The following is a 23,839-nucleotide window of genomic DNA, read 5'->3' as shown; positions in this document are numbered from 1 at the left end:
ACTATGCATCGGCCACGACGGACCAGATTGAATGCGCGCCAACACAGCGCAGGACCAGGCAGAGGCCGGTAACAACAGGACCTGCAGGAGATGGGTGAAATGGCGCGCCCGACAGGAATCGAACCTGTAACCGCCGGCTTAGAAGGCCGGTGCTCTATCCAGTTGAGCTACGGGCGCCCGGACCGGAACGGTGTCCAATCCGACGTGATGTGGGATTGGTCGGGGTAGAGGGATTCGAACCCCCGACATCCTGCTCCCAAAGCAGGCGCGCTACCAGACTGCGCTATACCCCGGTCTTGCAATCCCCTCGGGCCAGGCCCGGGGAGCTGGTCATTGTGGCCAAGCGCATCATGAACTGTCAACGCGGGCGACTCGAACCCGACGCCTGGCACGGCACCACGTGCAGCCATCGGCTATGCTCCCGGTCATCGGCCGGATGGCCGTCCAGCCCCTCATCCGCACGGAGAACACGCATGCGCAGCGGCAACCCGGCTCTTTCCGAGTCGACCTTCCTCGACCTCGCCAGCGGCTCGGTGGTGACCAGCCCCGACCAGGTGATGACCCTCAACGGCACCGCCAACAAGACCGGCATCCTGCTGTTGTTGACCGTGCTGACCGCGGCGTTCGCCTGGAGCCAGGCGGTCGACGAGTACGGCCAGATTTCCGGCAGCGCGAGCCTGTACGCCATCGGTGGCGCGATCGGCGGCCTGGTGCTGGCATTGATCACCATCTTCAAGAAGGAATGGTCGCCGGTCACCGCGCCGATGTACGCGCTGGTCGAAGGCCTGTTCCTGGGCGCCGTGTCGGCGCTGTTCAACATGAAATACCCGGGTATCGTGTTCCAGGCCGTACTGCTGACCTTCGGCACCCTGGCCGCCCTGCTGGTCGCGTACCGCAGCGGCGTGATCAAGGCCACCGAGAACTTCAAGATGGGCGTGGTCGCCGCCACCGGCGGCATCGCCCTGCTCTACCTGGCATCGTTCGTGCTGGGCTTTTTCAACATCAACGTGCCGGTGATCCATGACGCCAGCTGGCTGGGCATCGCTTTCAGCCTGTTCGTGGTGGTCGTGGCCGCATTGAACCTTGTACTGGACTTCGACTTCATCGAGACCGGCGTGGCCCAGCGCGCGCCGAAGTACATGGAGTGGTATGGCGCATTCGGCCTGATGGTGACCCTGGTCTGGCTGTATGTGGAGTTCCTGCGCCTGCTGTCGAAGATCCAGCAGCGCTGAGTCGGAACATGCCATAGACGACAAAGGGCGCCTCTCGTGGCGCCCTTTTTCGTTCCTCCCTCAGCGCGCCAGCAGCGTCGGCAGCGACGAAGCCAGCAACGCAATGCCTGATGCGGTCAGCAGGCCCAGTACGACCTGCCTGAAGCGCAGCTCGCTGATGCCGATGTAGACGCGCGCGCCCAGCAGGGTCGGCACCAGCATGGCTGGCGCCACGATGGCGAAGTACGGGAGCATCTGCCGGCTCACCAGGCCACTGCCGACATAGGTGGCCATGGTCACCGCCAGCATGGCCAGATTGAAGTTCTGGATGACCGCGCGCTGCTCGTCCTTGCCGAAGCCGCGCAGCGTGCTCCACAACGTCGGCACCGGCCCGGCGAAGCCGCCGATGCCGCTGAGCACGCCACCGGCCATGCCAGCAATCGCATCACCGATACGGCCGCCGACGCGGACCGGAGGCAACGAGCGCGCCATCAGCATCACCGGGCACCACAACGCCAGGAAGCCGCCCAAAAGCGCCTTGAACCAGTCCATGTCCAGCTGCGGCAGCACCATCACGCCCAGCGGAATGCCGGCCAACCCGCCCAGCACGAACGGCAGCAGCAGGCGCAGGTTGAATCCGCGGCGCACGGTGAACACCGCGACCAGCTGGCCGACCAGCGCGCCGAACACCGACAGCGTGGCCGCCAGTCGCGGCTCCAGCCCCCATGCCCAGAACGACATCGCCACCATGCCAAAGGCGAAGCCGGACAGGCCCTGCACGAATCCGGCGACGATCGCGCCCAGTGCGACCAGCAGATACACCGACTCCATCACCACCTCGGCTGCAACCGCGCGACTACCCTGCCGCGCCCACCTGTGCAGCGTAGTGCGCCGCAAGGTGCTCGACCAGCGCGCGCACTTTCGGCGCCAGCGCACGTGCATGCGGATACAGCGCGAAGTAGCGCCGCTGTCCGGCGTGCCAGGCCGGCAGCACACGGATCAAACGACCGGCGCGTAGGTCTTCCTGCACCGTCAGTGCGGTGAACAGGCTGATGCCCATGCCAGCCAGCGCGGCGGCGTACAACGCTGGCGTCGCATCTACCCGCAGGCGTTGCCCGGCCTCGACGCTCGCACTGGCACCACGCGGCCCCTGCAGCTGCCAGGGCGGCATTGACGGTGTGGGACTGAAGCCCAGCAGCGTGTGCTGCGCGAGATCCGATGCCTGACGCGGCAGGCCATGACGCGCCAGGTAGGCTGGCGCGGCCACCAGGATGCGAGGGCAGCTGGCCAGTTCACGTGCGACCAGCTGGCTGTCCGGCAACGCATGCGCGATCCGCAGGGCCAGGTCGAAGCCACCACCGACGACATCGACCAGCTGATCATCGGCCGACAGATCCAACGAGACGTGCGGGTAACGCTGCAGGAACGACGGCAGCCAATGCGGCAACTCCTGGCTGGCCACCACCTGCGGCACGCTGATGCGTACGCTGCCACTGGGTTGCGCCTGCCCGGCGCGGGCACGGTCGTCCGCCTCCTGCAGGCGATCCAGCAGCGTTGCCGCCTCGCGGTAGTAGTCGCGCCCGGCCTCGGTCAATGACAGCCGGCGGCTGTTGCGATCGAGCAAGCGAACCTGCAGATGCTCTTCCAGCTGGCGCAGTTGCCGTGACATCGCCGAGTGGGTGGTCCCCAGGCGTTCAGCGGCCGCGGTGAAACTGCCCGCGTCAACGATGGCGCGCAGCGCACGCAGGGCGGCGAAGTGATCCATCGGCGGGCAGCTCCATGTGGCGGGGCCCACGGCATGCGGGCCCCGCCAGCTTATCAAGCGCCGTCGCCGGCCTTGCGCACCGGCAACGCCAGGATCGCGTCGGTACTCATGACATCACCGAAGGCGTCTTCGATCTGCGCCAGCGAGGCATCGTGCAGCGCGCGATGATCGATGCGCTGGCCACCGGCCAGGTCCAGGTCACGGCTGGCGCTGGCATCGGACGACACGATCACCCGGTAACCACGGGGTGCGGCCGCCGCGTCGCGCGCGGCACCGGCCACACAGGCATGGGTCTGCAGGCCGGTGACGATCAGGGTGTCGATGCCGGCATCCTTCAGCACCGTGTCGAGTACCGCGGCCGAGTTGCCAGCGAACACACTGACGTTGTCCTTCTGCACGACCGTCTCGCCCTTGCGCGGCTGCAGGTCGCGATGGAAGTCGGCATTGACGCTGCCCTGCGCGAACAGCGGTGCACCGGCCGGCAACACGTGCTGCACGTGGATCACGCGGATGCCGTGGGCATCGGCGAACGCGACCACCCGCTTGGCCTGGCGCAGTGCGGCCACGCCATCGGGAATGACCATGCGGCCACCGGCAAAGCCCGGCGCGGCCTTGGCATCGAAGTACTCGTTCTGGAAGTCGATCACCAGCACGGCGGTCTTCGCCGCATCCAGCGAGGTCGCGACCGGCGCGCCGGCCATGTGGCGGATGGTGGGATGAGACGGTTCGGCAGCGGCGACCGGGGCGGTGGCGGCCATGCCGATCAGGCTGGCCAGGCCGAAGGCGGTGAGATTCATGGAGCGACTCCTGTGCAGTGGAAAGTGGGCACAGGATGCGGAGCGGATGGCGCACGAACCAGCCGTGCAACAGCACATGATCTGTGCGAGATACGCACAGACAACCCCCTGTAGGGCCACCCCATGGGTGGCTGCGGACCAAAGCCACCCCATCCACGCATGGCGTGGATCTACGAGTCAGCCCACAACGCAACGGGGCGCCCGAAGGCGCCCCGCTGTGGATCCAACCGAGGTCGACCGGCCGCTTACAGGCGGCTGGCGATGGCCTGGGCAAAGCTCATGGTGGTGCCGGTACCGCCCAGGTCGCCGGTCAGCGAATCCTTGGCTTCCATGGTGGCCACGATGGCCTTGCGCAGGCGCTCGGCGTTTTCCGGCTGGCCGATATGGTCCAGCATCTGCGCGGCTGCCAGCAGCAGCGCGCACGGATTGGCCTTGCCCTGGCCGGCGATGTCCGGCGCGGTGCCGTGCACGGCTTCGAAGATCGCCGCGTCCTTGCCGATGTTGGCACCCGGGGCCAGGCCCAGGCCACCCACCAGACCGGCGCACAGGTCGGAGATGATGTCGCCGAACAGGTTGGTCGTAACGATCACGTCGAACTGTTCCGGACGCATCACCAGCTGCATGCAGCAGTTGTCGACGATCATTTCCTGGAACTCGATCTCCGGGTACTGCGCGGCTACTTCACGGGCGACGTTCAGGAACAGGCCCGAGGTCGACTTGATGATGTTGGCCTTGTGCACAGCGGTGACCTTCTTGCGGCCGGTGCTCTTGGCCAGCTCGAAGGCGTAGCGCACGATGCGCTCGGAGCCCTTGCGGGTGATGCGGGTGCCGGAGAAGGCGGTCTCGCCGTCGGCCGACACTTCCTGGCCTTCGGCCAGGTAGGCACCCTCGGTGTTCTCACGAACGGTGATCAGGTCGACGTTGTCGAAACGCGACTTGGTGTTCGGGAAGGTGTGGGCCGGACGCACGTTGGCGTACAGGTCGAAATGGCGGCGCAGGCTGACGTTGATCGAGGTGAAGCCACCACCGACCGGGGTGGTCAGCGGGCTCTTCAGCGCGACCTTGTTGCGCGCGATCGATTCCAGGGTCACCGCCGGCATCAGGTCGCCGTGCTTTTCCAGGGCCACCAGGCCGGCGTCGGCGTCTTCGTACTCCAGCCCAGTCTTGAGCTGGTCGAGCACGAACAGGGTGGCGTCCATGATTTCCGGGCCAATGCCGTCGCCGCGGATGACCGTAATTTTCTGCGTCATTGATCGATGTTCCGAACAGGGGGAAAAACGCCGTCCGGACGTGCCCGGAAACGCCGGCGCAAAGGAAGTTTCACCGGCAATTATGCCTTAGCCGGGGCCGGCTACCCAAGTAGACCATGGTCCTGACCCCGGCAAAGGCATAATTGCCCGCGCATTCTTCCTCTACCCCCGCCTGTCGGCGCGCCCCTTCAACAAGAAGGGGCTCCTGGGCTGTTGGATCGCGGGACAGGCCCCCTCGCGGGCCCGGTAGTGCCGGCCGCTGGCCGGCAACCTCGGCCAGGTCGAGTTCAGGCGATGCCGGCCAGCGGCCGGCACTACCCTCAGTGCTCGTGCGCTGCCGGAGCGCTGGCGCCGCCTTCAAGCTGGTCGAGGAAGTCGACCGCGCGGCGCAGGTGCGGAATCACGATGGAACCGCCCACCACCAGGCCGACCGAGAAGGTCTCGAAGAACTCTTCACGGGTCACCCCCGCGTCCTTGCACTGGGCCACGTGGTAGCTGATGCAGTCGTCGCAGCGCAGCACCATCGAGGCCACCAGCCCCAGCAGTTCCTTGGTCTTCACGTCCAGCGCGCCCGCCTGGTAGGTCTGCGTGTCCAGTGCGAAGAAGCGCCGCACCACCTGGTTCGGTTCGCCCAGGATGCGTTCGTTCATGCGCTTGCGGAAGTCGGTGAATTCGGCGATGCGGTCCTTGCTGCCGTCGTCGGCCGCGCTCATGCCTGGCCCTGCCCGGCCAGCAGCGGCTCGAGCTTGCCTTCACGGTGCAGGGCCATCATGTCGTCGTAGCCGCCCACGTGGACGTCGCCGACGAAGATCTGCGGCACGCTGGTGCGGCGGGTCAGTGCCATCATCTTCTCGCGCTCGGCCTGGTCCAGGTCGATGCGGACCTCGGTCCACTGCTGGCCCTTGCTCTTCAGGAAGTTCTTGGCGGCCACGCAGTACGGGCAGACGGCGGTGGAATAGATGGTGATGGCGGGGGCGCCGCCGGCGGTCTGGGCTGTCACGGGAAACTCCACGATGGATCGACGGTCTACATATGGTACCGGTGCGCTGGAAATTCCACGCCACCGCCGCAACACTGTGGGTTAACGAATGGTTGCCCCCTGCCCTGCCACGCTTGGCGCGCCCTGCCCGAGGACCTTCCGCTTGCGAGCCCTGCTGCTGACTACCGCCGTTACCCTGGCCCTGGCCATGCCGCTGGCCCAGGCCCAGGAGAAGCTGCCCGACATCGGCTCCTCGGCCGGCGAGCTGCTGACCCCGGCGCGCCAGGCCGAGTACGGCGCGATGATGCTGCGCGAGCTGCGCAACTACGGCTACCTGCTGGACGACCCGCTGGTGAACGACTGGCTGCAGACCATGGGCACCCGGCTTGGCTCCAACAGCGACCAGCCGCGCCAGCCCTACACGTTCTTCGTGATGAAGGACCGCCAGATCAACGCCTTCGCCACGCTGGGCGGCTATATCGGGGTCAATGCCGGCCTGGTGCTGACCGCCGAGCGCGAGGACGAGGTGGCTGCAGTGCTGTCCCACGAAATCGCCCATGTCACCCAGCAGCACGTGCTGCGCGGGGTCGAACGCGCCCAGCGCGACCAGATACCGATCCTGCTCGGCATGCTGGCGGCGGTGGTGGCCGCGCAGGCCAGCAACAGCACGTCCTCCGGCAACGCGACGATGGCCGCGATCAGCTCCGGCATGGGCCTGATGCAGCAGCGGCAGATCAACTACACCCGCTCCAACGAATCGGAAGCCGACCGCCTCGGCATCCGTACCCTGTCTCGCAGCGGCTATGACGTGGATGCCATGGCCGGCTTCTTCGAGCGCATGTCGGCGGCGATGCGCGGCAACGAGGGCGGCTACAGCGTGCCCGAGTTCCTGCGCACCCACCCGGTCAACATCACCCGCATCAGCGAGGCCAAGGCCCGCGCCGAGCAGATGAAGAAGGACACGGTGCTGCTGACCACCAGCACCCCCAGCGGCGAGCGCAGGGAGCGGGTGAATCCAGCCGATCCGGGCCTGGCCGAGCCCCTGCTGCGAGGAAACAACCCGTTGCTTCCCAGCAGCGTGCTGCGCGTTCCGGTCGGCCAGCTGGCCCGTGGCGCCAGTGGCGACTTCGAGTGGGCGCGCGAGCGCCTGCGCGTGCTGAGCGCCGATTCCACCGCCGAACTGGAGCGCGAATACGCGGACATGGCCAAGCGGCAGAAGGACGGTCTCAACGACGCCCAGCGCTATGGCCAAGCGCTGGCGGTCATGCGCGGCGGCCGCAGCGGTGCCACGCAGGCCCGGCAGACCCTGGCCAGCCTGCTGCAGACCCGCCCGGACAACCTGTGGCTGGCACTGGGCCTGGGCGAGGCCGAATCGCGTGCCGGACTGGGCGCGCAGGCCAACACCCGTTTCGAGCAGCTGCTGCGCGAGCACCCCAACAGCCGGCCCGTGGCCCTGACCTACGCCGAGATCCTGAACGAACAGGGCACCCGCGAGGCGGGCCAGCGCGCGCAGGCCATGCTGCGGCCCCTGCTGTCGCAAAGTGGTAACGATCCGGTCTTCCAGCAGCGATACGCCCGCGCCAGCGAGCTGGCCGGTGACAGCGTGCGCGCCAGCGAGGCCTATGCCGAGGCTGCCTTCCTCAGCGGCCGCCCGGAGCAATCGTTGATGCAGCTGCAGGCCCTCAAGCGCAACCCGGCGCTGGACTACGTGGGCCGGGCGCGGGTGGATGCGCGCATCGAGGCGATCACCCCAACCGTGCTGGAGCTGCGCCGCCAGGGCGTGCAGGACCCGGACCTGGACCGCCGCTGAGTGTTGCATGACCGGTCGATGGCAATCCCGACCGGTTCCGACCAGGTAGTCACAAACATGTCATCAAACCGTAGTCTACTGGCACCACTCCAGTAACCGAGCCCTACGGTGTCCTCGTGCAGAAACGCATCCTGATCGTCGATGACGAGCCCGCGATCCGTGAAATGGTCGCCTTCGCCCTGCGCAAGGGCGATTACGAACCGGTCCACGCCGGCGATGCCCGTGAGGCCCAGACCGCCATCGCCGATCGCGTCCCCGACCTGATCCTGCTGGACTGGATGCTGCCCGGCACCAGCGGCCTGGACCTGGCCCGCCGCTGGCGCAAGGAAACGCTGACCCGCGAAGTGCCGATCATCATGCTGACCGCCCGCGGTGAAGAGAACGACCGCGTAGGTGGCCTTGAAGCCGGCGTCGACGACTATGTGGTCAAGCCGTTCTCGGCGCGCGAACTGCTGGCCCGCATCCGTGCGGTCATGCGCCGCGCCCGCGAAGACGACGAGGACGGCAGCGTGGCCGTCGGCCCGATCCGCATCGACGGCGCCGCCCATCGCGTGTTCGCCAACGACCAGCCGGTGCCGATCGGCCCGACCGAGTACCGCCTGCTGCACTTCTTCATGACCCACCCCGAGCGCGTCTACACCCGCGCCCAGCTGCTGGACCATGTGTGGGGCGGCAGCGTGTACGTGGAGGAGCGCACCATCGACGTGCACATCCGCCGCCTGCGCAAGACGCTGGAACCGTTCAACGCCGAGAACATGGTGCAGACCGTGCGCGGCGCCGGCTACCGCTTCTCCACCGCGACCTGAGTCTCGTCGTGCCGACGCCGCGCACCCGCGGGTGCCGGCGCCGGCAACTCTGCTATAACCCTCGGTTCACCCCAGTGAACCGCCGCACTTCAACGACGAGATCGCAATGCCCCGCCACATCCGCTCTGCCTGGTTGAAGACCCTGGCCACCGTTGCCGCGGTACTGCTGTTCTCCGGACTGGTGGGGTGGTTCACGGGTCACCTGTGGCTGTGCATCGCACTGGGCGCGCTGGCCACCCTGGCCTGGCATTACTGGCGGCTGCGCAGCGTGCTGCGCCGGCTGACCGCGCGCCAGCGCTGGGATACCGCCGAGGAAGGCACCGGCGTCTGGAACGAGCTGGACCGCCTGCTGTACCGCAACCAGGTGGAAATGCGCGTTCGCAAGCGCCGCCTGCTCGACATGCTGCGCAGCTACCGCGCCGCTGCCGCCGCGCTGCCCGATGCCGTGGTGGTGCTGGACCGCAACAGCCAGCGCGTGCAGTGGTTCAACGAAGCGGCCACCGCCCTGCTTGGCCTGCATCATCCGGGCGACCTCGGCGAGGCGCTGGTCGAACGCCTGCAGCCGATGCCGCTGGCGCACTGGCTGGCCGGCGGCCGCAACGCCGAGCCGATCCTGGACGTGCCCTCACCGGTCGATCCTGCGATCCGCCTGAACCTGCGACTGATTCCGTATTCTTCAGACTACTGGCTGCTGATCGCCCGCGACGTCAGCAAGCTGCTGCGCCTGGAACAGGTGCGCCGCGACTTCGTCGCCAACGTTTCACACGAACTGCGCACGCCGCTCACCGTGGTCCACGGTTACCTGGACATGATGGACCCGGAGGATTTCCCGGGCACCGGTCCGATGCTGGAAGAAATGCGCAAGCAGAGCCAGCGCATGGCCCAGCTGGTGGAAGACCTGCTGACCCTGTCGCGGCTGGAATCGCAGGAGCACAGCGAGGAAGAGACCGTCGCCATGCAGCCGATGCTGGCCACACTACGCCGCGAGGCCGAAGCGCACAGCCAGGGCCGCCACCAGATCAGCATCGACGATCTGGCCGGCGTCGACCTGCAGGGTTCCACCAAGGAGCTGCATAGCGCCTTCTCCAACCTGGTCACCAATGCGGTGCGCTATACGCCGGCCGGTGGCCGCATCGCCGTGGAGTTCCGTCGCGAAGGCGAGGGCGCGGTGCTGGCGGTGCGCGATTCCGGTTACGGCATCCCGGCTTCCCACCTGCCACGCCTGACCGAACGTTTCTACCGTGTCTCCAGCAGCCGCTCCCGCGAAAGCGGCGGTACCGGCCTGGGCCTGTCCATCGTCAAGCACATCCTCGGCCTGCACCACGCGCGGCTGGAGATTGAAAGCGAGGTCGGCAAGGGCTCGGTGTTCTCCTGCCATTTCGATGCCGACCACGTGCGCCCGCGCGAGTCCGCCCCCCTGACTTCCATCGAAGAATGACGCCATGAGCAGCCTCGGATCCCTCCCCCTCCCCGTGAGCCCGGACAACGATCCGTTGCGCGACCCGGCGCTCTACATCAACCGCGAGCTGTCGCAGCTGGATTTCAACTTCCGCGTGCTGGCGCAGGCGATGGATCCGCAGGTGCCGCTGCTGGAGCGCCTGCGCTTCATGTGCATCTCCTGCACCAACCTGGACGAGTTCTTCGAGATCCGCGCCGCCGCCGTCCGCCACGCGCAGGAATTCGGCCTGCCACCGGCACCGGACGGGATGAGCCCGCAGGCCATCCTCAACGCCATCCACGACCGCGCGGCACAACTGGTCGACCAGCAGTACCGCTGCTGGAACGAGACGCTGCGCCCGGCGCTGATGGAGGCCGGCATCGGCGTGCTCGGCCGCCACTCCTGGACCGATCGGCAGAGGCGCTGGCTGCGCGCCTATTTCCGCAACGAGATCATGCCGGTGCTGTCGCCGCTGGGCCTGGACCCGGTGCACCCGTTCCCGAAGATCCTCAACAAGTCGCTGAACATCGTGGTGGTGCTGAAGGGCACCGACGCATTCGGCCGCGCCGGCCATCTGGCCATCGTGCGTGCGCCGCGCTCGCTGCCGCGCATCATCCAGCTGCCGGAGAAGCTCGGCGGGTCGCAGAATTTCGTGTTCCTGTCCTCGGTGCTGTCCACCTTCGTCGATGAGCTGTTCCCGGGCATGGAAGTCCAGGGGGCCTACCAGTTCCGCGTCACCCGCAACTCCGAGCTGGTGGTGGACGAGGAGGAGGTGGAGAACCTGGCGCTGGCACTGCGCGACGAACTGGTCGATCGCGGCTACCGGCCGGCGGTGCGGCTGGAAATCGCGCAGGACATGCCGCGCGAGATCGTGCGCACCCTGCTGCAGAACTTCGGCCTGACCGAGAACGCGGTGTACCGCATCGACGGCCCGGTCAACCTCAACCGCATCATCCAGTTGTACGACCTGATCGCACAGCCGGACCTGAAGTACCCGCCAATGACCCCGCGCACGCTGCGCGACAGCGACGGCATCTTCGAAACCGCGGCGCGCCAGGATCTGCTGCTGCACCACCCGTTCGATGCTTTCACCGCGGTGCTGGACCTGATCCGGCAGGCGGCGATCGACCCCAACGTGCTGGCGATCAAGCAGACCCTGTACCGCACCGGCAAGGATTCGCTGATTGTCGATGCGCTGATCCAGGCTGCGCGCAACGGCAAGGACGTGACCGTGGTCGTTGAACTGCGCGCACGCTTCGACGAAGAGGCAAACCTGGGCCTGGCCGATCGCCTGCAGGAAGCCGGCGTACAGGTGGTGTACGGTGTGGTCGGCTACAAGACCCACGCCAAGATGCTGCTGATCGTGCGACGCGAGGGCCGCAAGCTGCGCCGCTATGTACACCTGGGCACAGGCAACTACCACAGCGGCACCGCCCGCGCGTACACCGACATCAGCCTGATCACCGCCGATGCGGACATCGGCAACGACGTGCACCTGCTGTTCCAGCAGCTGTCCGGGCTGGCCTCGAAGATGAAGCTCAAGCGCCTGCTGCAGTCGCCCTTCACCCTGCACACCGGCATCCTCGGCCGCATCGAGCGCGAAACGCGCATCGCCGCCGCCGGCCGTCCCGCGCGGATCATCGCCAAGATGAACGCGTTGAACGAACCGCAGGTGGTGCGCGCGCTGTACGCCGCCTCGCAGGCCGGCGTGCAGATCGACCTGATCATCCGCGGCGCCTGCACCCTGCGCCCGGGTGTGCCGGGCATCTCGGACAACATCCGCGTGCGCTCGATCGTCGGCCGCTTCCTGGAGCACAGCCGCGTCTACTGGTTCGGCAACGACGGCGCACCGGAGATGTACTGCGCCAGCGCCGACTGGCTGGAGCGCAACCTGCTGCGCCGGGTCGAGACCTGCTTCCCGATCCTCGACCCGGAGCTGGCCAAGCGGGTCTACCGCGAGGTGCTGCAGAACTACCTGGACGACAACCTCAACGCCTGGGAACTGGATGCCGACGGTATCTACCACAAGCGTGCCCCGGCGCACGACGAAGCCCCGCATTCTGCTCAGATGGCATTGATGCAGGGGCTCTGACCCGGTGTGTCGACCAAGGTCGACACCTACCAAGAGCAGTAGGCACCGATTTGGGGCGGGATAGGATCAGTGCCGACCAACGGTCGGCACCCACCATCAGATCGCAGAAATCTGTCAAAGGCGGGGTGGGTCCGCCAACCCACGGATAGCTCGCTTTTGCTGTTGCCGTTGATTCGGCGGGTGTAGGGCGCAGCCCTGCCGCACTCCCCTCTTCCAAAATGTGAAGGCCGCGCGGTGACGAGCACACCGCCCCTTCGGCTAACATTCGCCCATGCCGCATACCACTACGACTCCGCCCGCATTGCAGGATGGCGACCTGCTGGCCGCCATCGACCTTGGCTCCAATAGTTTCCACATGGTCATCGCGCGCTACACACTCGGCCAACTGCGGGTGATCGACCGGCTGCGCGAGACCGTGCGCATGGCCGATGGCCTGGATGGCAAAGGTGGGCTCTCTTCCGCCGCACGGCAGCGCGCGCTGGAATGCCTGGCCCGCTTCGGCCAGCGCATCCGCAATGTGCCGCCGCACCGGGTACGCGCGCTGGCCACCAACACCGTACGCCAGCTGCGCTCGCCGCAGTCGTTCCTGGTCCCGGCCGAAACCGCGCTGGGGCATGCCATCGAAGTGGTCAGTGGCCGCGAAGAAGCGCGCCTGATCTACCTCGGCGTGGCCCACGCGCAACCGCCCAAGCCTGGCCAGCGCCGGCTGGTCATCGACATCGGCGGCGGCTCCACCGAATTCATCATCGGCATGGGCATGCAGACCCTGGAGCGTGAAAGCCTGCAGGCCGGCTGCATCGCCAGCACCCGCCGCTTCTTCCCCGGCGGCAAGCTGAGCAAGAAGCGCTGGAAGGACGCGCTGGCCGAGATCGGCCGCGAGTTCCAGCCCTTTGCCAGCAAGTACCGCGCACTGGGCTGGCAGGAAGCGCTCGGATCTTCGGGCACGCACAAGGCAATCAGCGAGATCTGCGCGACGATGAAGCTGAGCAAGGGCGCGATCACCGCCGAGGCCCTGCCCCAGCTGCGCGACGAGCTGCTGAAGGCCAAGAAGATCGACGACATCCAGTTGCCGGGCCTGTCCAGCGACCGCCGCCCGATCATCGCCGGCGGCATCCTGGTGCTGGAGGCCGCCTTCCAGGCCCTGGGCCTGCAGAAGCTGCTGGTCAGCAAGGCGGCGATGCGCGAAGGCATCCTGTACGACATCGTCGGCCGTGCCGGTGAGAACGACCTGCGCGACGAATCGGTGGCCGCGCTCAGCCAGCGCTACGGCATCGACACGGTACAGGCCGACCGCGTGCAGGACACCGCGCTGTCGCTGCTGGAGCAGGTGCAGGAGCGCTGGAAACTCGATGCCGACGACGCACGCATGCTCGGCTGGGCCGCGCGCCTGCACGAGCTGGGCCTGATGATTGCCCACAGCGGCTACCACGTGCATGGCAGCTACGTGCTGGAACACTCGGACATCGCCGGCTTCTCGCGGCAGGAGCAGCAGATGCTGGCCGCACTGGTACGCAGCCATCGCCGCAGCGTGACCAAGACCGCGTTCGACGCCCTGCCCGAGCGCCTGCTGCTGACCGCACGCCGGTTGGCCGCCCTGCTGCGCCTGGCGGTACTGCTCAACCGCGCACACGAGGACGATCCGCTGCCGGCATTGGAATTGACCGCGGACGACAATCGCCTGTCGCTGATCGTGCCGCAGGCCTTCATCGATGCGCGCCCGCTGCTCCGCGCCGACCTGATCGGCGAGACCGACGGCATCGCCGGGCTGGGCATCCAGTTCCGGCCGTTCGTGGCCTGATCCCTACGGCCAGGGCGGCACGTCATGACGCGTCGCCAAAGGCCTGTTCCGCGCGTGTTCGACAAACTGTTGAAGCTCTACGACCAGGGCCCTTCGGAGCCGTGGTCTTTTCTGTTTCCGCGCAGGCTGTCGCTGCCAACAAATGCCATGACGCTTTCGGTCCAGAGTCGGGGCGAGGGTGCATCGTCCATCGCTCCGCCGTCGATCAGATCAATCGATTGATTCACTTCCGGTTTGTGCGGAAGCGTCATGCCGCTCCATGGCGATTTCGTCCTTTCCCCATACCTCTCCCTCTCCTCCTTCACTAGGTTCGAACAACCACCGCCTGCGGTGGCGTTGGCGCGGCCCGCTTGGCTGCGCACCGAAGACTTCGAAGACTGAGAGAGAGACACCCATGACCATCCGTATTCCCGCACTGGGGCTGGCGATCCGTCGTGCGCTTGCAATCACGGCGACCACAACCCTGGCCGTTCCAGCGCTCGCGCAGCAGGCACCGGAAGCCACCACGCTGGACCGCATCGAAATCACCGGCTCACGCATCCGCCAGGTCGACCTGGAAACCGCACAGCCGGTGCTGACCGTCAGCCGCGCCGACATCGAGCGACAGGGCTTCAACTCCGTTGCCGACATCCTGCAGAACCTGACCGCGACCGGCAGCCCGGCATTGAGCCGCGCCAGCCCGTTGAGCGCCGGCGAAGCCGCCGGCGGCAGCTACGTGAACATGCGTGGCCTCGGTGCCCAGCGCACCCTGGTGCTGGTCAACGGCAAGCGGCTGGGCATGACCACTTCGGGTTTTCAGGACATCTCCAGCATTCCTGCCGCTGCGGTGGAACGCATGGAAGTGCTCAAGGACGGTGCCTCGGCCATCTACGGGTCCGACGCGATGGCCGGCGTGGTGAACATCATCACCCGGCGCAACGTTCAGGGTGTAACCGCCAACGTCTATCACGGCCAATACAGTGAAGGCGACGGTGCCCGTACCCAGTACGACGTGGTTGCCGGCTGGTCCAATGACCGTGCTTCCATCAGCGTTGCTGCCGAGCATGTCGAAGAAAAGGGCGTCTGGGCCAGGGACCGCGGCTTCAGTGCCTATACCTATACCGACGGCCACGCGGATGACGGCTGGACCACGGTCGGCCAGTGGGGTCGCATCACCGGCTTCAAGGGCCCCGGCTGCAGCAACAGCCGGGGCTGCAGCTACTCGCTCGACCGTGGCAGCCAGCCAGGTGGGCCGGACAGCTTCCACCTCAGCGACAACACACCGTTCACCGGTGATGTCAGCAACAGCAACGAGCAGATGCATCTGCAGACGCCGATCAAGCGCGATTCGATCTTCGTCGATGCGCGCGTGGAGCTGAACGACCAGGTCCGTTTCAACACCCAGCTGGCCTACAACCGGCGCACCACCACTCGCCAGATTGCCGGCTATCCCTTCCAGTCCGGCCCAGCCGGCATCACCCCGATGTCGGCCGACAGCTGGTTCAATCCGTTCGGCAGCCATCACGGCTACGACACGCCCAGCGATGTGCACTGGAACCGTCGTACCTGGGAGATTCCTCGCGTCAGCACCAGCGATCTGACCACTTGGCAGGCCGTCGCGGCACTCGAGGGCAACTTCGAATTCGGCGGTCGCGACTTCGACTGGGAAGCGGGTTACCAGTACAACCGCAGTGAGCTGACCCAACGTGCCACTGGCAACCTGCACAAGCAGCGCGTGGCCGATGCCACCGGTCCTTCGTTCTACAACCCGGCAACCGGCAAGGTCGAATGCGGAACGCCGGATGCGCCGATCGCAGGCTGCAAACCCTGGAACCCGCTGGTTCCGTATGGCCAGGACGATCCCTATGGCCTGACCGGCAACACGGAGCTCCAGGATTGGCTGTTCCCGGAAGAACTCACCCGCGGCCGCACCACCACCCGCAACCTGTTCGCCAACCTCAGCGGCAGCCTTGCCAGCCTGCCCGCCGGTGAGCTGGGCTTCGCCGTGGGGGCCGAGAGCCGCCGCGAGGACGGCCGCTTCATCCCCGATGCGCTTGCGCAGACCGGTGCCACCACCAACCTGGCGGCAGGCCCCACCGGTGGCGGCTACCGCGTCGACGAGGCCTACTTGGAACTGAGCGTGCCGGTGCTGCGCGACCTCGCCGGTGCCCGGGAGCTGACCCTCAGCGCGGCGACGCGGTACTCGGACTACTCCACCTTCGGCGGAACCCTCAACAGCAAGTTCGGCTTCACCTGGAAGCCGATCGATCAGCTGCTGGTCCGCGGCACCTGGGCACAGGGCTTCCGTGCGCCGACCATCGCCAACCTGTACGGCGGCGGCTCGGAGACGTTCACCACCGGCTTCCGCGATCCCTGCGATACGGTCCATGGCGCAGCCGCAAGCAGTGCCGAGGTCCGCGCGCGCTGTGCTGCCGACATCGCCAACGCCGACACCTACCGCCAGCTCGGCCAGGGCAATGAACCCATCACCGGCAGCAGTGGGCAGACTCCCCTGCCCTTCACCAACGGCTCCAATCCCGACCTGCAGCCGGAAACTTCGACCAGCCGCACTCTGGGCCTGGTCTGGAGCCCGACGTTCGCCGAAGGGCTTCACATCGCACTGGACTGGTGGAAGATCCGCATCGACAACACCATCGTCTCCGACCATCCCAACGACATCCTTCGCGACTGCTACGAGCTGGGTATTGCCGAGCGCTGCAGCAGCTTCACCCGCGACCCGGAGCTGGGCATCGTCAACAAACTCAACTTCGGCAACCGCAACAGCGGCTTCCGCCAGGCAGAAGGCTACGACCTGGAGATTGGCCACAAGGTCGAAACCCGCTGGGGCAGGTTGAGCGCTGACTGGAAGTCCACCTATGTGGTCAACGCCGAAGAGAAGACCACCAACGAAGCCGGCGTACCGGCCATCCCCAGCAATGGCATTGCCACCAACGGCGGCATCGGCTTCCGCGTGCGCTCCAACGCGTCGCTGGGCTGGGAGCATGGCAACCTCGGCCTGACCTGGGGCCTGCGTTACTTCTCCGCCGTCAAGGAACGCTGCCTGGGTGCGGAGGATTATCCGAACGAGTGTTCCCATCCCGACCAGCGCGCGCCGTGGTTCAGCGGTACGCGCGACTACAACCGTCGTGGATCGGTCACCTTCCATGACGTGCAGGCGCGCTACAGCCTGCCGTGGGACGCCACCGTTTCAATCGGCGCCAACAACGTGTTCGGCCGCCAGGGCCCGGCCATGTACAGCCAGCCGAGTGCCAACTTCTCCTACTACGGTGGCTTCGACATCGGCCGTTTCATCTACATGAAGTACCAGCAGCGCTTCTGATCCACGCACCACGCACGGTGCCCACCACGGCCCTTCGGGGCCGTGGTGGCGTACGCTTCCGGCCGCGTCATCTGCCGGTCGCAAAGCGGTCACATCGGCTACATCGCCAGGCCCGAGCATGCCGGAAACCCGGAGGCCCGCCATGCGCTATGCCATCGTCACCGAGACCTATCCGCCGGAAGTGAACGGCGTTGCCCTCACCGTACAGGGGCTGGAGCAGGGACTGCGCAATTCCGGCCATGAGATCGACCTGATCCGGCCCCGCCAGGCCAACGAAGCGCTGGACTCCGCACCGGGCACCCTGTTGGTTCCCGGCGCCGCCCTGCCGCGCTACCCCGGCCTGCGCTTCGGCATGCCGGCACCGATCCGGCTCGGTCGCCATTGGCAGCAGCAACGCCCGGATGCCGTCTATGTCGCCACCGAAGGCCCGCTGGGCTGGTCGGCGGTGCGCACCGCACGGCGCCTCGGCATCCCGGTGGCCAGTGGCTTCCACACCCGCTTCGACGAGTACCTGCCCGACTACGGCGTGGCCTGGCTGCAGGCCGCCGCGATGCGCTGGATGCGCCGCTTCCACAACCAGGCCGATGCAACCCTGGTGCCCACCCGCGAACTGCAGCAGTTCCTCGGTGAACAGGGCTTCGAACGCGTGCGCCTGCTGGCACGCGCGGTCGACAACCAGCAGTTCGATCCGGGCCGGCGCGACCCGGCGCTGCGCGAGGAATGGGGCGTGGACGGCAATGGCCTGGTCGCGATCTATGTCGGCCGCATCGCCGCGGAAAAGAACCTTGGCCTGGCGGTGAAAGCCTTCCGTCGGTTGCAGCAGATCCGTCCGAAGGCCCGCTTCGTGTGGGTGGGCGATGGCCCGGCCCGCGAAAAGCTGGCGCATGAAAATCCCGACTTCATCTTCTGCGGCGTCCAGCGTGGCGATGCGCTTGCACGTCATTTTGCCAGCGGCGATCTGTTCCTGTTCCCCAGCCGCAGCGAGACCTTCGGCAACGTGACCCTTGAAAGCATGGCCAGCGGCGTGGCAACGGTGGCCTTCGACTACGGCGCTGCGCGCGAGTACCTGCGCAATGGCGAGAATGGCGCCGCAGTGGACAACGACGAGCAGTTCATCGACGCGGCCGTGCAACTGGCCGCGGATGACGCGCAGCGCCACGTGCTGGGCAGCAACGCCGCACGCGCCATGAAGCGCCTGCATCCGCAGCAGGTGGTGGCGGAATTCGACGCCCTGCTGGCCGAACTGGCCCAGTCGCGGAGGACCGGCCATGCGCACAACGCGGCTTGAACTGCTGGCCGACCGCGAAGCGCGCCTGTGCCGGCGGGCCAACCACTACTGCCGCCGCCGCCGTGTGCGCCGCCTGTTCGCGGTCATCAGCCGGCTCGGTGATGGCGTGTTCTGGTATGTGCTGATGGGCGCCCTGGTGCTGCTTGATGGCTTCGACGGCCTGCGCGCATCGGTGCACATGGCCGCTACCGGCCTGGCCGCGCTGTTGCTGTACAAGGGCCTCAAGCGCTGGACCCGGCGCCCGCGCCCGTATGCCGCCGACCTGCGCATCCGTGCCTGGGTGGCACCGCTGGACGAGTTCAGCTTCCCCTCCGGGCATACCCTGCACGCGGTGTCGTTCACCATCGTGGCGCTGGCCTATTACCCGTGGCTGGCGCCACTGCTGGTGCCGTTCACCGCGGGCGTGGCGCTGTCGCGGGTGGTACTCGGCCTGCACTACCCGTCCGATGTGCTGGCCGCCACCGGCATCGCCATCGGGCTGGCCTCGGCCAGCCTGGCCTGGTTACCGTTGCCGGTGTAGCCCCCGGGGTCAGATCCGTTTTCCTTCGGGGAGGGATCTGATCCCCACGATGCCGGCGGCGCTACCGTCATCGTTGATGCCCTAGAATGCCCGCATGACCACGTTGTTCATTTCCGACCTGCACCTGGACCCCAGCCGTCCGGAGATCACCGACCTGTTCCTGCGCTTCCTGCGCGAGCAGGCGCCCGGCGCCGATGCGCTGTACATCCTCGGCGACCTGTTCGAAGCCTGGATCGGTGACGACACTCCCTCGCCCGCCGCCGACGCAGTGGCCGATGCACTGAAGGTGCTGTCCGACAGCGGCGTGCCGGTGTACTTCATCCGCGGCAACCGTGACTTCCTGCTTGGCGAGGACTACGCGCGCCGTGCCGGCCTGCGCATCCTGCCCGACCCGTGCATGATCGACCTCTACGGTCGCCCGGTGCTGCTGCAGCACGGTGACCTGCTGTGCACCGATGACATTCCCTACCAGCAGTTCCGTGCACAGACGCGTGACCCGGTGTTCCAGGCACAGTTCCTGTCACAGCCGCTGGCAGCGCGTATCGCGTTCGCGCAGAAGGCGCGCGAAGCCAGCCAGGCCCGCCAGTCGGAAATGAAACAGGGTGATCGCGCGCAGTTCGAGACCGTCACCGACGTGGCGCCGTCCGAAGTCGATGCCACGTTCGCGCGCCACGGCGTGAACACCATGATCCATGGCCACACCCACCGCCCGGCGATCCATTCGCTGCAGGCCGGTGGCCGTGCCTGCACCCGCATCGTGCTGGGCGACTGGTACGAGCAGGGTTCGGTGCTGCGCGTGGATGCCGGCGGCTGGTCGCTGGATACGCTCGCGCGCGAATGATGGGTCCGAGGGTGCCAACCAAGGTTGGCATCTACCCGGGCAGGTGCACGTGCCCGGGTAGACGCCGCCCCTGGTCGGCGCCTGGCCTCAGCGGAAGGCCGCGATGGTGGCCTTGGTATTGACCAGCACGCGCTGGTTGTCGGCGGTACTGGCATTGCCCATCGGGATGCCGTTGTAGCTGATGTTCGGGTTCGACCAGTAGTTCAGGCGCGGGCAGCTGCGGGTGCAGTTGTAGGCCATGATCGTGCGCCAGCCGGTGCCGGTGGACGGTTCATAGCGATAGCCATGGCCATAGGCGTACGGCGAGGTGCTCGAGTCGGTCGCGATATCATGCCGCGCGCTCTGCAGGTGGCCGATCTCGTGCGCGAACGAGTAGTAGCCGGTCGCGCAATCCCAGTACACCGCCGCGAAAGCGGTCGACGCGGTCGAGCCGATGCCCGAGGCCAGGCCGCAGTAGGCACTGTTGTTGATGAGCAGCACGCCGACGTCGGCCGCGGTGGTGTTGCGGCTGGTGTGGATGCTGTCCATGTAGCCGTCGCTGGTACCACGGAAACGTGACAGGTCGGTGGTGAAGTTACCGGACTCGCTGTAGTTGGTGGTCTCGTAACCGGCCAGTTGCAGCGTCAGGCCGACGTTGCTGTTGACGTAACCCTGGTTGGACTCGGCCACCGCCAGCTGCACCAGCGACTGCATGTTGCCGCCATAGGCAGTGACCGCCGCATTGGTCGCCACCACCAGCACGCGGATGGTCGCCGGCGTTCCCGACGAGGCCTGCGCGATGCCGATGTGGTCGTTGTCGGCCATCGGGATCTTCGGCAGCTGGTTGTAGTCAGCCGGATGATCGGCTGGCATCCTCGATTCGTCGACTTCGACCAGCACGTGGCGGTTACCCAGTGGACGCAGGCGATAAAGCTTGCCGTCCTTGCGGATCGAACCGGTGATGGTGTCGCCCGAACGTACCAGGATCAACGAATTGCCCGGATCGTCCTGGCCGCTGGAGGTGGCGGCGGTCAACCGGTCGGACGGCGAACGGAACTGGCCGTACCAGATGCTGCCACCATCGGGCAGCGCCTCGACCTTGCTGCGCACCGCCTGCACCCGTTTGCCGAGCAGCTCGAATTCCAGCTGCGGCTGCGCCGTAGCCGCCGCGTCGACACGCACTTCCTGCACCGTCGCCGTGGACGGGGTGGCCAGCAGCTTGCCGAGTGCAGGCTCGCTGTTGGCCGATGCCCGGCTGATGACCGTCACCGGTTCGAACAACGGTGCCGCGTGCGCGGCTGCCGCCACCGACAAACCCAACACCAGGCCACCTGCCGCTTTGCCAATCGATCTGGACAACATTGCGTCGCTCCTTGAATGATGTGAACAGCGTTGATGCAGCACGCCCGGGTTTGCCGGGTTTGGCCATATGGCCTGCGCGGGTCGTGTGAATTCAATAGAAGATGGAAATGAAAATCAGGAACTGTGATCGACCGCATCTGCGTTAAGTAAGGTCAAAAGCGTCACTACACTTCGCCAATACACCGCTTTCGCGCTACCGTGACGCGGCCACGACGGGGAATGCACATGGCACCAGCGAAGGACACGGACGAAGATGTCGGCTTGCTGCGGATCGGCCTGTTCTTCGACGGCACCCGCAACAACGCACACAACCTGGCGCGCGGCCGTCCGCAGGTTCCGCAGCCTCGACCGGCGCAGCTGCGCGCGGACGATGATTCGACCTACCAGAGCCGGCTGACCAGCAGCTACGACAACGGCCTGACCAACATCGCGCGCCTGCAGCAGCTGTATCCGGACAGCCGCCGTGATGCGATGGCCGCTCCCTCGCTGTCGATCTATGTCGAAGGCGTGGGTACCCGCGATGATGCCGACGACGATCTGATCGGGCTGGCCTTCGGCATCGGTGCCAGTGGCGTTCGCGCGAAAGTGCAGCGCGCGCTGCAGGTGCTGCTTCCGGCCGCACTGTCGGGACTATCCGCACGCTGGCAGCGACCGCTGCATGGCGTGCAGCTGGACCTGTTCGGTTATTCACGCGGTGCTGCTGCCGCACGTGACATCGCCAACCAACTGCAGGGCTGGGACAGCGTGCGCTGGCGCCAGCTGCTGCAGGCCGCCGGCCTGTCCTGCACTGCGAACTTCGCCCCGGCCACGCCGGTGCTGCGCTTCATCGGGCTGTTCGACACCGTTGTCGCAGTCAATGGCGGCCGCGCCGATGAGCGGCCGCAGCTGGCCCTGCACAGCGGCATCGCCGGTCGCGTCGTGCAGCTCACTGCATGCGATGAACATCGCCAGCACTATCCGTTGACCAGCGTGGCACCGCCGTTTGCCGAGATCGCCCTACCCGGCGTACACGCCAATATCGGCGGTGGCTACAACCAGCTGGAAGAAGGTCCCAAGCTGCTCAGCCGCCCGCGCCGGCAACAGTTGCGCCGCCCCGCGGTTGCCGACTACCAGGTCCCTCCACTGGCGTTGCTGCGGGCCACCACGGTCTACGCTGAAACGCAGGCCGATGCCGAACGCTGGCGCCAGCAGCTGGGCGTGGGTGAGAAGGAGGTCTGGGTGGATGTCTGGCACCAGTGGCAGCAGCAGCGTCGCGCCGGCAGCCGCAGCGTGCTGTTGTCACCGGTGCTGTATGTGACCGCCGCGGTGGTGCTGCGTCGGCGCATCGACTGGCGTTACCAGCTGATCGCACTGCAGGTGATGCAGCAGCAGGCCATCGACGCCGGCGTGCAATGGACCGCCAATGCCGCCGAGGTTCCTGGCTGGGAGCTGCCGTCCGCCCTGCAGCCGATCGCACGGCGCCTGGTGGCCGGACAGCCGCTGACGCAGACACAGGAGGCGCTGCTGCGCCGGCGTTACCTGATGCAGTCGGCGCACTGGAACTTCGATGCACTGGGCGACACCGCACTGACCTACGCCGCCGATGCCGGCGTCAGCGAACTACCCTACCGGCCGGGTCCCGGCCTGTTCTACATCAACCGGCCGACGGTGGATGGCAAGCGCGTGGTATTGCCGAACGCCTGAAAAAAGGGGACGGAGGGGATTAAGTCGTTTGTGCCACAAACGACTTAATCCCCTCCGTCCCCTTTTCTTCAACCGGCCTGTTCGACCAGGTTGGCGAGCTCATCCGCGTCGAAACCGGCCAGCAGGCGCGCTTCCATGTTGAACGGTCCGTGCAGGTAGCCGCCGGCGTACTCCACCAGCAGTTCCTTGAAACGTGCACGCGGTTCGACGCCGGCGCGGTCGCAGTACCAGCGGTACCAGCGCGAACCGGCAGCCACATGTGCCACTTCCTCGCGCAGGATCACTTCCAGCACATCGGCGGTCTCGCCATCACCGACATTGCGCAGTTTCTCGATCATGCCGGGCGTCACGTCCAGGCCGCGCGCTTCCAGCACGCGCGGCACCAGCGCCATGCGTGCCAGGCCATCGTGCGCGGTCTTTTCGCACATTTCCCACAGGCCGTTGTGCGCGGGGAAGTCGGCGTAGTCGTGGCCATGCACCTGCAGGCGCTCCCGCAGCAGCATGAAGTGCCGCGATTCGTCGTCGGCACAGCTGACCCAGTCGGCATGGAACGCCGGCGGCAGGCCGCGGAAGCGGTACACCGCGTCCCAGGCCAGGTCGATCGCGTTGAGTTCGATATGCGCGATGGCGTGGATGAAAGCAGCCCGTCCTTCCACACCGCCCAGTCCGCGCCGCGGCACTTCGCGCGGGTGCACCAGCACCAGCTGCGCCGGCCGGCCCGGCATGCGGATCGGCTCTGGCGGTAGCGCGTCGGCAGCCACCTTCAGGCGGCCGGCACGGAACGCAGCGGCGTAGGCCTGGGTCAACGCAACCTTGCGCAGCGGGTCGGCTTCGGCCAGGCACTGCTGCGCTGCGCGCAGCAGGTCGCCAGCAACGTCGGGCACGTCAACCACGCCTGGTC

Annotated in this window: 20 protein-coding genes and 2 tRNA genes; 11 read left to right on the top strand and 11 right to left on the bottom strand. The window is 66.8% G+C overall.

Features of this window, described 5'->3' with window-relative positions; genetic code table 11:
* Nucleotides 1-100: 100 nt before the first annotated feature.
* Both AC5P5X_RS14095 and AC5P5X_RS14090 read right to left on the bottom strand, forming a co-directional pair.
* Nucleotides 101-177 (bottom strand) — tRNA-Arg (locus tag AC5P5X_RS14095).
* A gap of 39 nt (nt 178-216) precedes the next feature.
* A tRNA-Pro gene (locus AC5P5X_RS14090) sits at nt 217-293 on the bottom strand.
* A 180-nt stretch (nt 294-473) separates the two neighbouring features.
* Here AC5P5X_RS14090 and AC5P5X_RS14085 point away from each other — a divergent pair.
* Complete coding sequence (locus tag AC5P5X_RS14085) at nt 474-1,232, top strand: Bax inhibitor-1/YccA family protein (protein WP_158230134.1); 759 nt, start codon at nt 474-476, stop codon at nt 1,230-1,232.
* A gap of 60 nt (nt 1,233-1,292) precedes the next feature.
* Here AC5P5X_RS14085 and AC5P5X_RS14080 read toward each other — a convergent pair whose 3' ends face one another.
* The 6 genes from AC5P5X_RS14080 to grxC all read right to left on the bottom strand — a co-directional run bounded on the left by AC5P5X_RS14080 (nt 1,293) and on the right by grxC (nt 6,023).
* On the bottom strand, nt 1,293-2,042 hold the full coding sequence (locus tag AC5P5X_RS14080; protein WP_043033732.1) for a sulfite exporter TauE/SafE family protein: 750 nt from the start codon (nt 2,040-2,042) through the stop codon (nt 1,293-1,295).
* Nucleotides 2,043-2,067: 25 nt separating this feature from the next.
* Nucleotides 2,068-2,976 carry a LysR family transcriptional regulator gene (locus AC5P5X_RS14075; protein WP_005408263.1) on the bottom strand — a complete coding sequence of 303 codons (909 nt, stop codon included), beginning with the start codon at nt 2,974-2,976 and terminating at the stop codon, nt 2,068-2,070.
* A 53-nt stretch (nt 2,977-3,029) separates the two neighbouring features.
* On the bottom strand, nt 3,030-3,773 hold the full coding sequence (locus tag AC5P5X_RS14070; protein WP_111117983.1) for a cysteine hydrolase family protein: 744 nt from the start codon (nt 3,771-3,773) through the stop codon (nt 3,030-3,032).
* A gap of 245 nt (nt 3,774-4,018) precedes the next feature.
* Nucleotides 4,019-5,023 carry an isocitrate dehydrogenase gene (locus AC5P5X_RS14065; RefSeq protein ID WP_005408261.1) on the bottom strand — a complete coding sequence of 335 codons (1,005 nt, stop codon included), beginning with the start codon at nt 5,021-5,023 and terminating at the stop codon, nt 4,019-4,021.
* Between the two features lie 320 nt (nt 5,024-5,343).
* Complete coding sequence (locus AC5P5X_RS14060) at nt 5,344-5,736, bottom strand: carboxymuconolactone decarboxylase family protein (RefSeq protein ID WP_005412372.1); 393 nt, start codon at nt 5,734-5,736, stop codon at nt 5,344-5,346.
* On the bottom strand, nt 5,733-6,023 hold the full coding sequence (gene grxC, locus AC5P5X_RS14055; RefSeq protein WP_111189435.1) for a glutaredoxin 3: 291 nt from the start codon (nt 6,021-6,023) through the stop codon (nt 5,733-5,735). The genes AC5P5X_RS14060 and grxC overlap by 4 nt, the downstream gene beginning before the upstream one ends.
* A 142-nt stretch (nt 6,024-6,165) precedes the next feature.
* Here grxC and AC5P5X_RS14050 point away from each other — a divergent pair, with 142 nt between their 5' ends.
* The 5 genes from AC5P5X_RS14050 to ppx all read left to right on the top strand — a co-directional run bounded on the left by AC5P5X_RS14050 (nt 6,166) and on the right by ppx (nt 13,946).
* Nucleotides 6,166-7,812: a M48 family metalloprotease gene (locus tag AC5P5X_RS14050; protein ID WP_005412370.1), complete on the top strand. Its 1,647-nt coding sequence runs from the start codon at nt 6,166-6,168 to the stop codon at nt 7,810-7,812.
* Nucleotides 7,813-7,928: 116 nt separating this feature from the next.
* Entirely contained in the window at nt 7,929-8,618 is a 690-nt protein-coding gene (phoB, locus tag AC5P5X_RS14045) for a phosphate regulon transcriptional regulator PhoB (RefSeq protein ID WP_005408258.1), read from the top strand.
* A gap of 106 nt (nt 8,619-8,724) precedes the next feature.
* Nucleotides 8,725-10,056 carry a phosphate regulon sensor histidine kinase PhoR gene (phoR, locus tag AC5P5X_RS14040; protein WP_005408257.1) on the top strand — a complete coding sequence of 444 codons (1,332 nt, stop codon included), beginning with the start codon at nt 8,725-8,727 and terminating at the stop codon, nt 10,054-10,056.
* 4 nt (nt 10,057-10,060) lie between these two features.
* Entirely contained in the window at nt 10,061-12,148 is a 2,088-nt protein-coding gene (ppk1, locus tag AC5P5X_RS14035) for a polyphosphate kinase 1 (protein WP_005408256.1), read from the top strand.
* Between the two features lie 271 nt (nt 12,149-12,419).
* Nucleotides 12,420-13,946 carry an exopolyphosphatase gene (ppx, locus tag AC5P5X_RS14030; protein WP_005408255.1) on the top strand — a complete coding sequence of 509 codons (1,527 nt, stop codon included), beginning with the start codon at nt 12,420-12,422 and terminating at the stop codon, nt 13,944-13,946.
* A 77-nt stretch (nt 13,947-14,023) separates the two neighbouring features.
* Here the strand turns inward: ppx and AC5P5X_RS14025 are convergent, their stop codons facing one another.
* The gene (locus AC5P5X_RS14025; RefSeq protein WP_157803286.1) at nt 14,024-14,197 is read right to left on the bottom strand and encodes a hypothetical protein; all 174 of its coding nucleotides are present in this window, start codon (nt 14,195-14,197) and stop codon (nt 14,024-14,026) included.
* Nucleotides 14,198-14,340: 143 nt separating this feature from the next.
* Here AC5P5X_RS14025 and AC5P5X_RS14020 point away from each other — a divergent pair, with 143 nt between their 5' ends.
* The 4 genes from AC5P5X_RS14020 (at nt 14,341) to lpxH (ending at nt 19,914) form a co-directional block, all read left to right on the top strand.
* Nucleotides 14,341-17,265 carry a TonB-dependent receptor plug domain-containing protein gene (locus AC5P5X_RS14020; RefSeq protein ID WP_005408253.1) on the top strand — a complete coding sequence of 975 codons (2,925 nt, stop codon included), beginning with the start codon at nt 14,341-14,343 and terminating at the stop codon, nt 17,263-17,265.
* A 142-nt stretch (nt 17,266-17,407) separates the two neighbouring features.
* Nucleotides 17,408-18,553: a glycosyltransferase family 4 protein gene (locus tag AC5P5X_RS14015; RefSeq protein ID WP_043033736.1), complete on the top strand. Its 1,146-nt coding sequence runs from the start codon at nt 17,408-17,410 to the stop codon at nt 18,551-18,553.
* The gene (locus AC5P5X_RS14010) at nt 18,534-19,073 is read left to right on the top strand and encodes a phosphatase PAP2 family protein (RefSeq protein WP_005408251.1); all 540 of its coding nucleotides are present in this window, start codon (nt 18,534-18,536) and stop codon (nt 19,071-19,073) included. Before AC5P5X_RS14015 ends, AC5P5X_RS14010 begins: the two co-directional genes overlap by 20 nt.
* 94 nt (nt 19,074-19,167) lie before the next feature.
* Nucleotides 19,168-19,914, top strand: coding sequence for a UDP-2,3-diacylglucosamine diphosphatase (lpxH, locus tag AC5P5X_RS14005; RefSeq protein ID WP_043033737.1), 747 nt, complete (start codon nt 19,168-19,170; stop codon nt 19,912-19,914).
* 87 nt (nt 19,915-20,001) lie between these two features.
* On the opposite strand, the gene AC5P5X_RS14000 is transcribed toward lpxH, so the two are convergent.
* Complete coding sequence (locus AC5P5X_RS14000; RefSeq protein WP_043033738.1) at nt 20,002-21,255, bottom strand: zinc-dependent metalloprotease; 1,254 nt, start codon at nt 21,253-21,255, stop codon at nt 20,002-20,004.
* A 225-nt stretch (nt 21,256-21,480) separates the two neighbouring features.
* Between AC5P5X_RS14000 and AC5P5X_RS13995 the strand changes: the two genes are divergently transcribed.
* Complete coding sequence (locus tag AC5P5X_RS13995) at nt 21,481-22,938, top strand: T6SS phospholipase effector Tle1-like catalytic domain-containing protein (RefSeq protein WP_111189434.1); 1,458 nt, start codon at nt 21,481-21,483, stop codon at nt 22,936-22,938.
* 68 nt (nt 22,939-23,006) lie between these two features.
* Here the strand turns inward: AC5P5X_RS13995 and AC5P5X_RS13990 are convergent, their stop codons facing one another.
* Nucleotides 23,007-23,831 (bottom strand): ferritin-like domain-containing protein, encoded by an 825-nt coding sequence (locus AC5P5X_RS13990; protein WP_005408247.1) that lies wholly within the window; start codon nt 23,829-23,831, stop codon nt 23,007-23,009.
* Nucleotides 23,832-23,839 lie beyond the last annotated feature (8 nt).

The organism is Stenotrophomonas sp. YJH_SMC_91, from assembly GCF_059368495.1.
The sequence above is the reverse complement of the archived record's forward strand: the minus strand, read 5'-3'. Positions and strand labels throughout refer to the sequence as shown.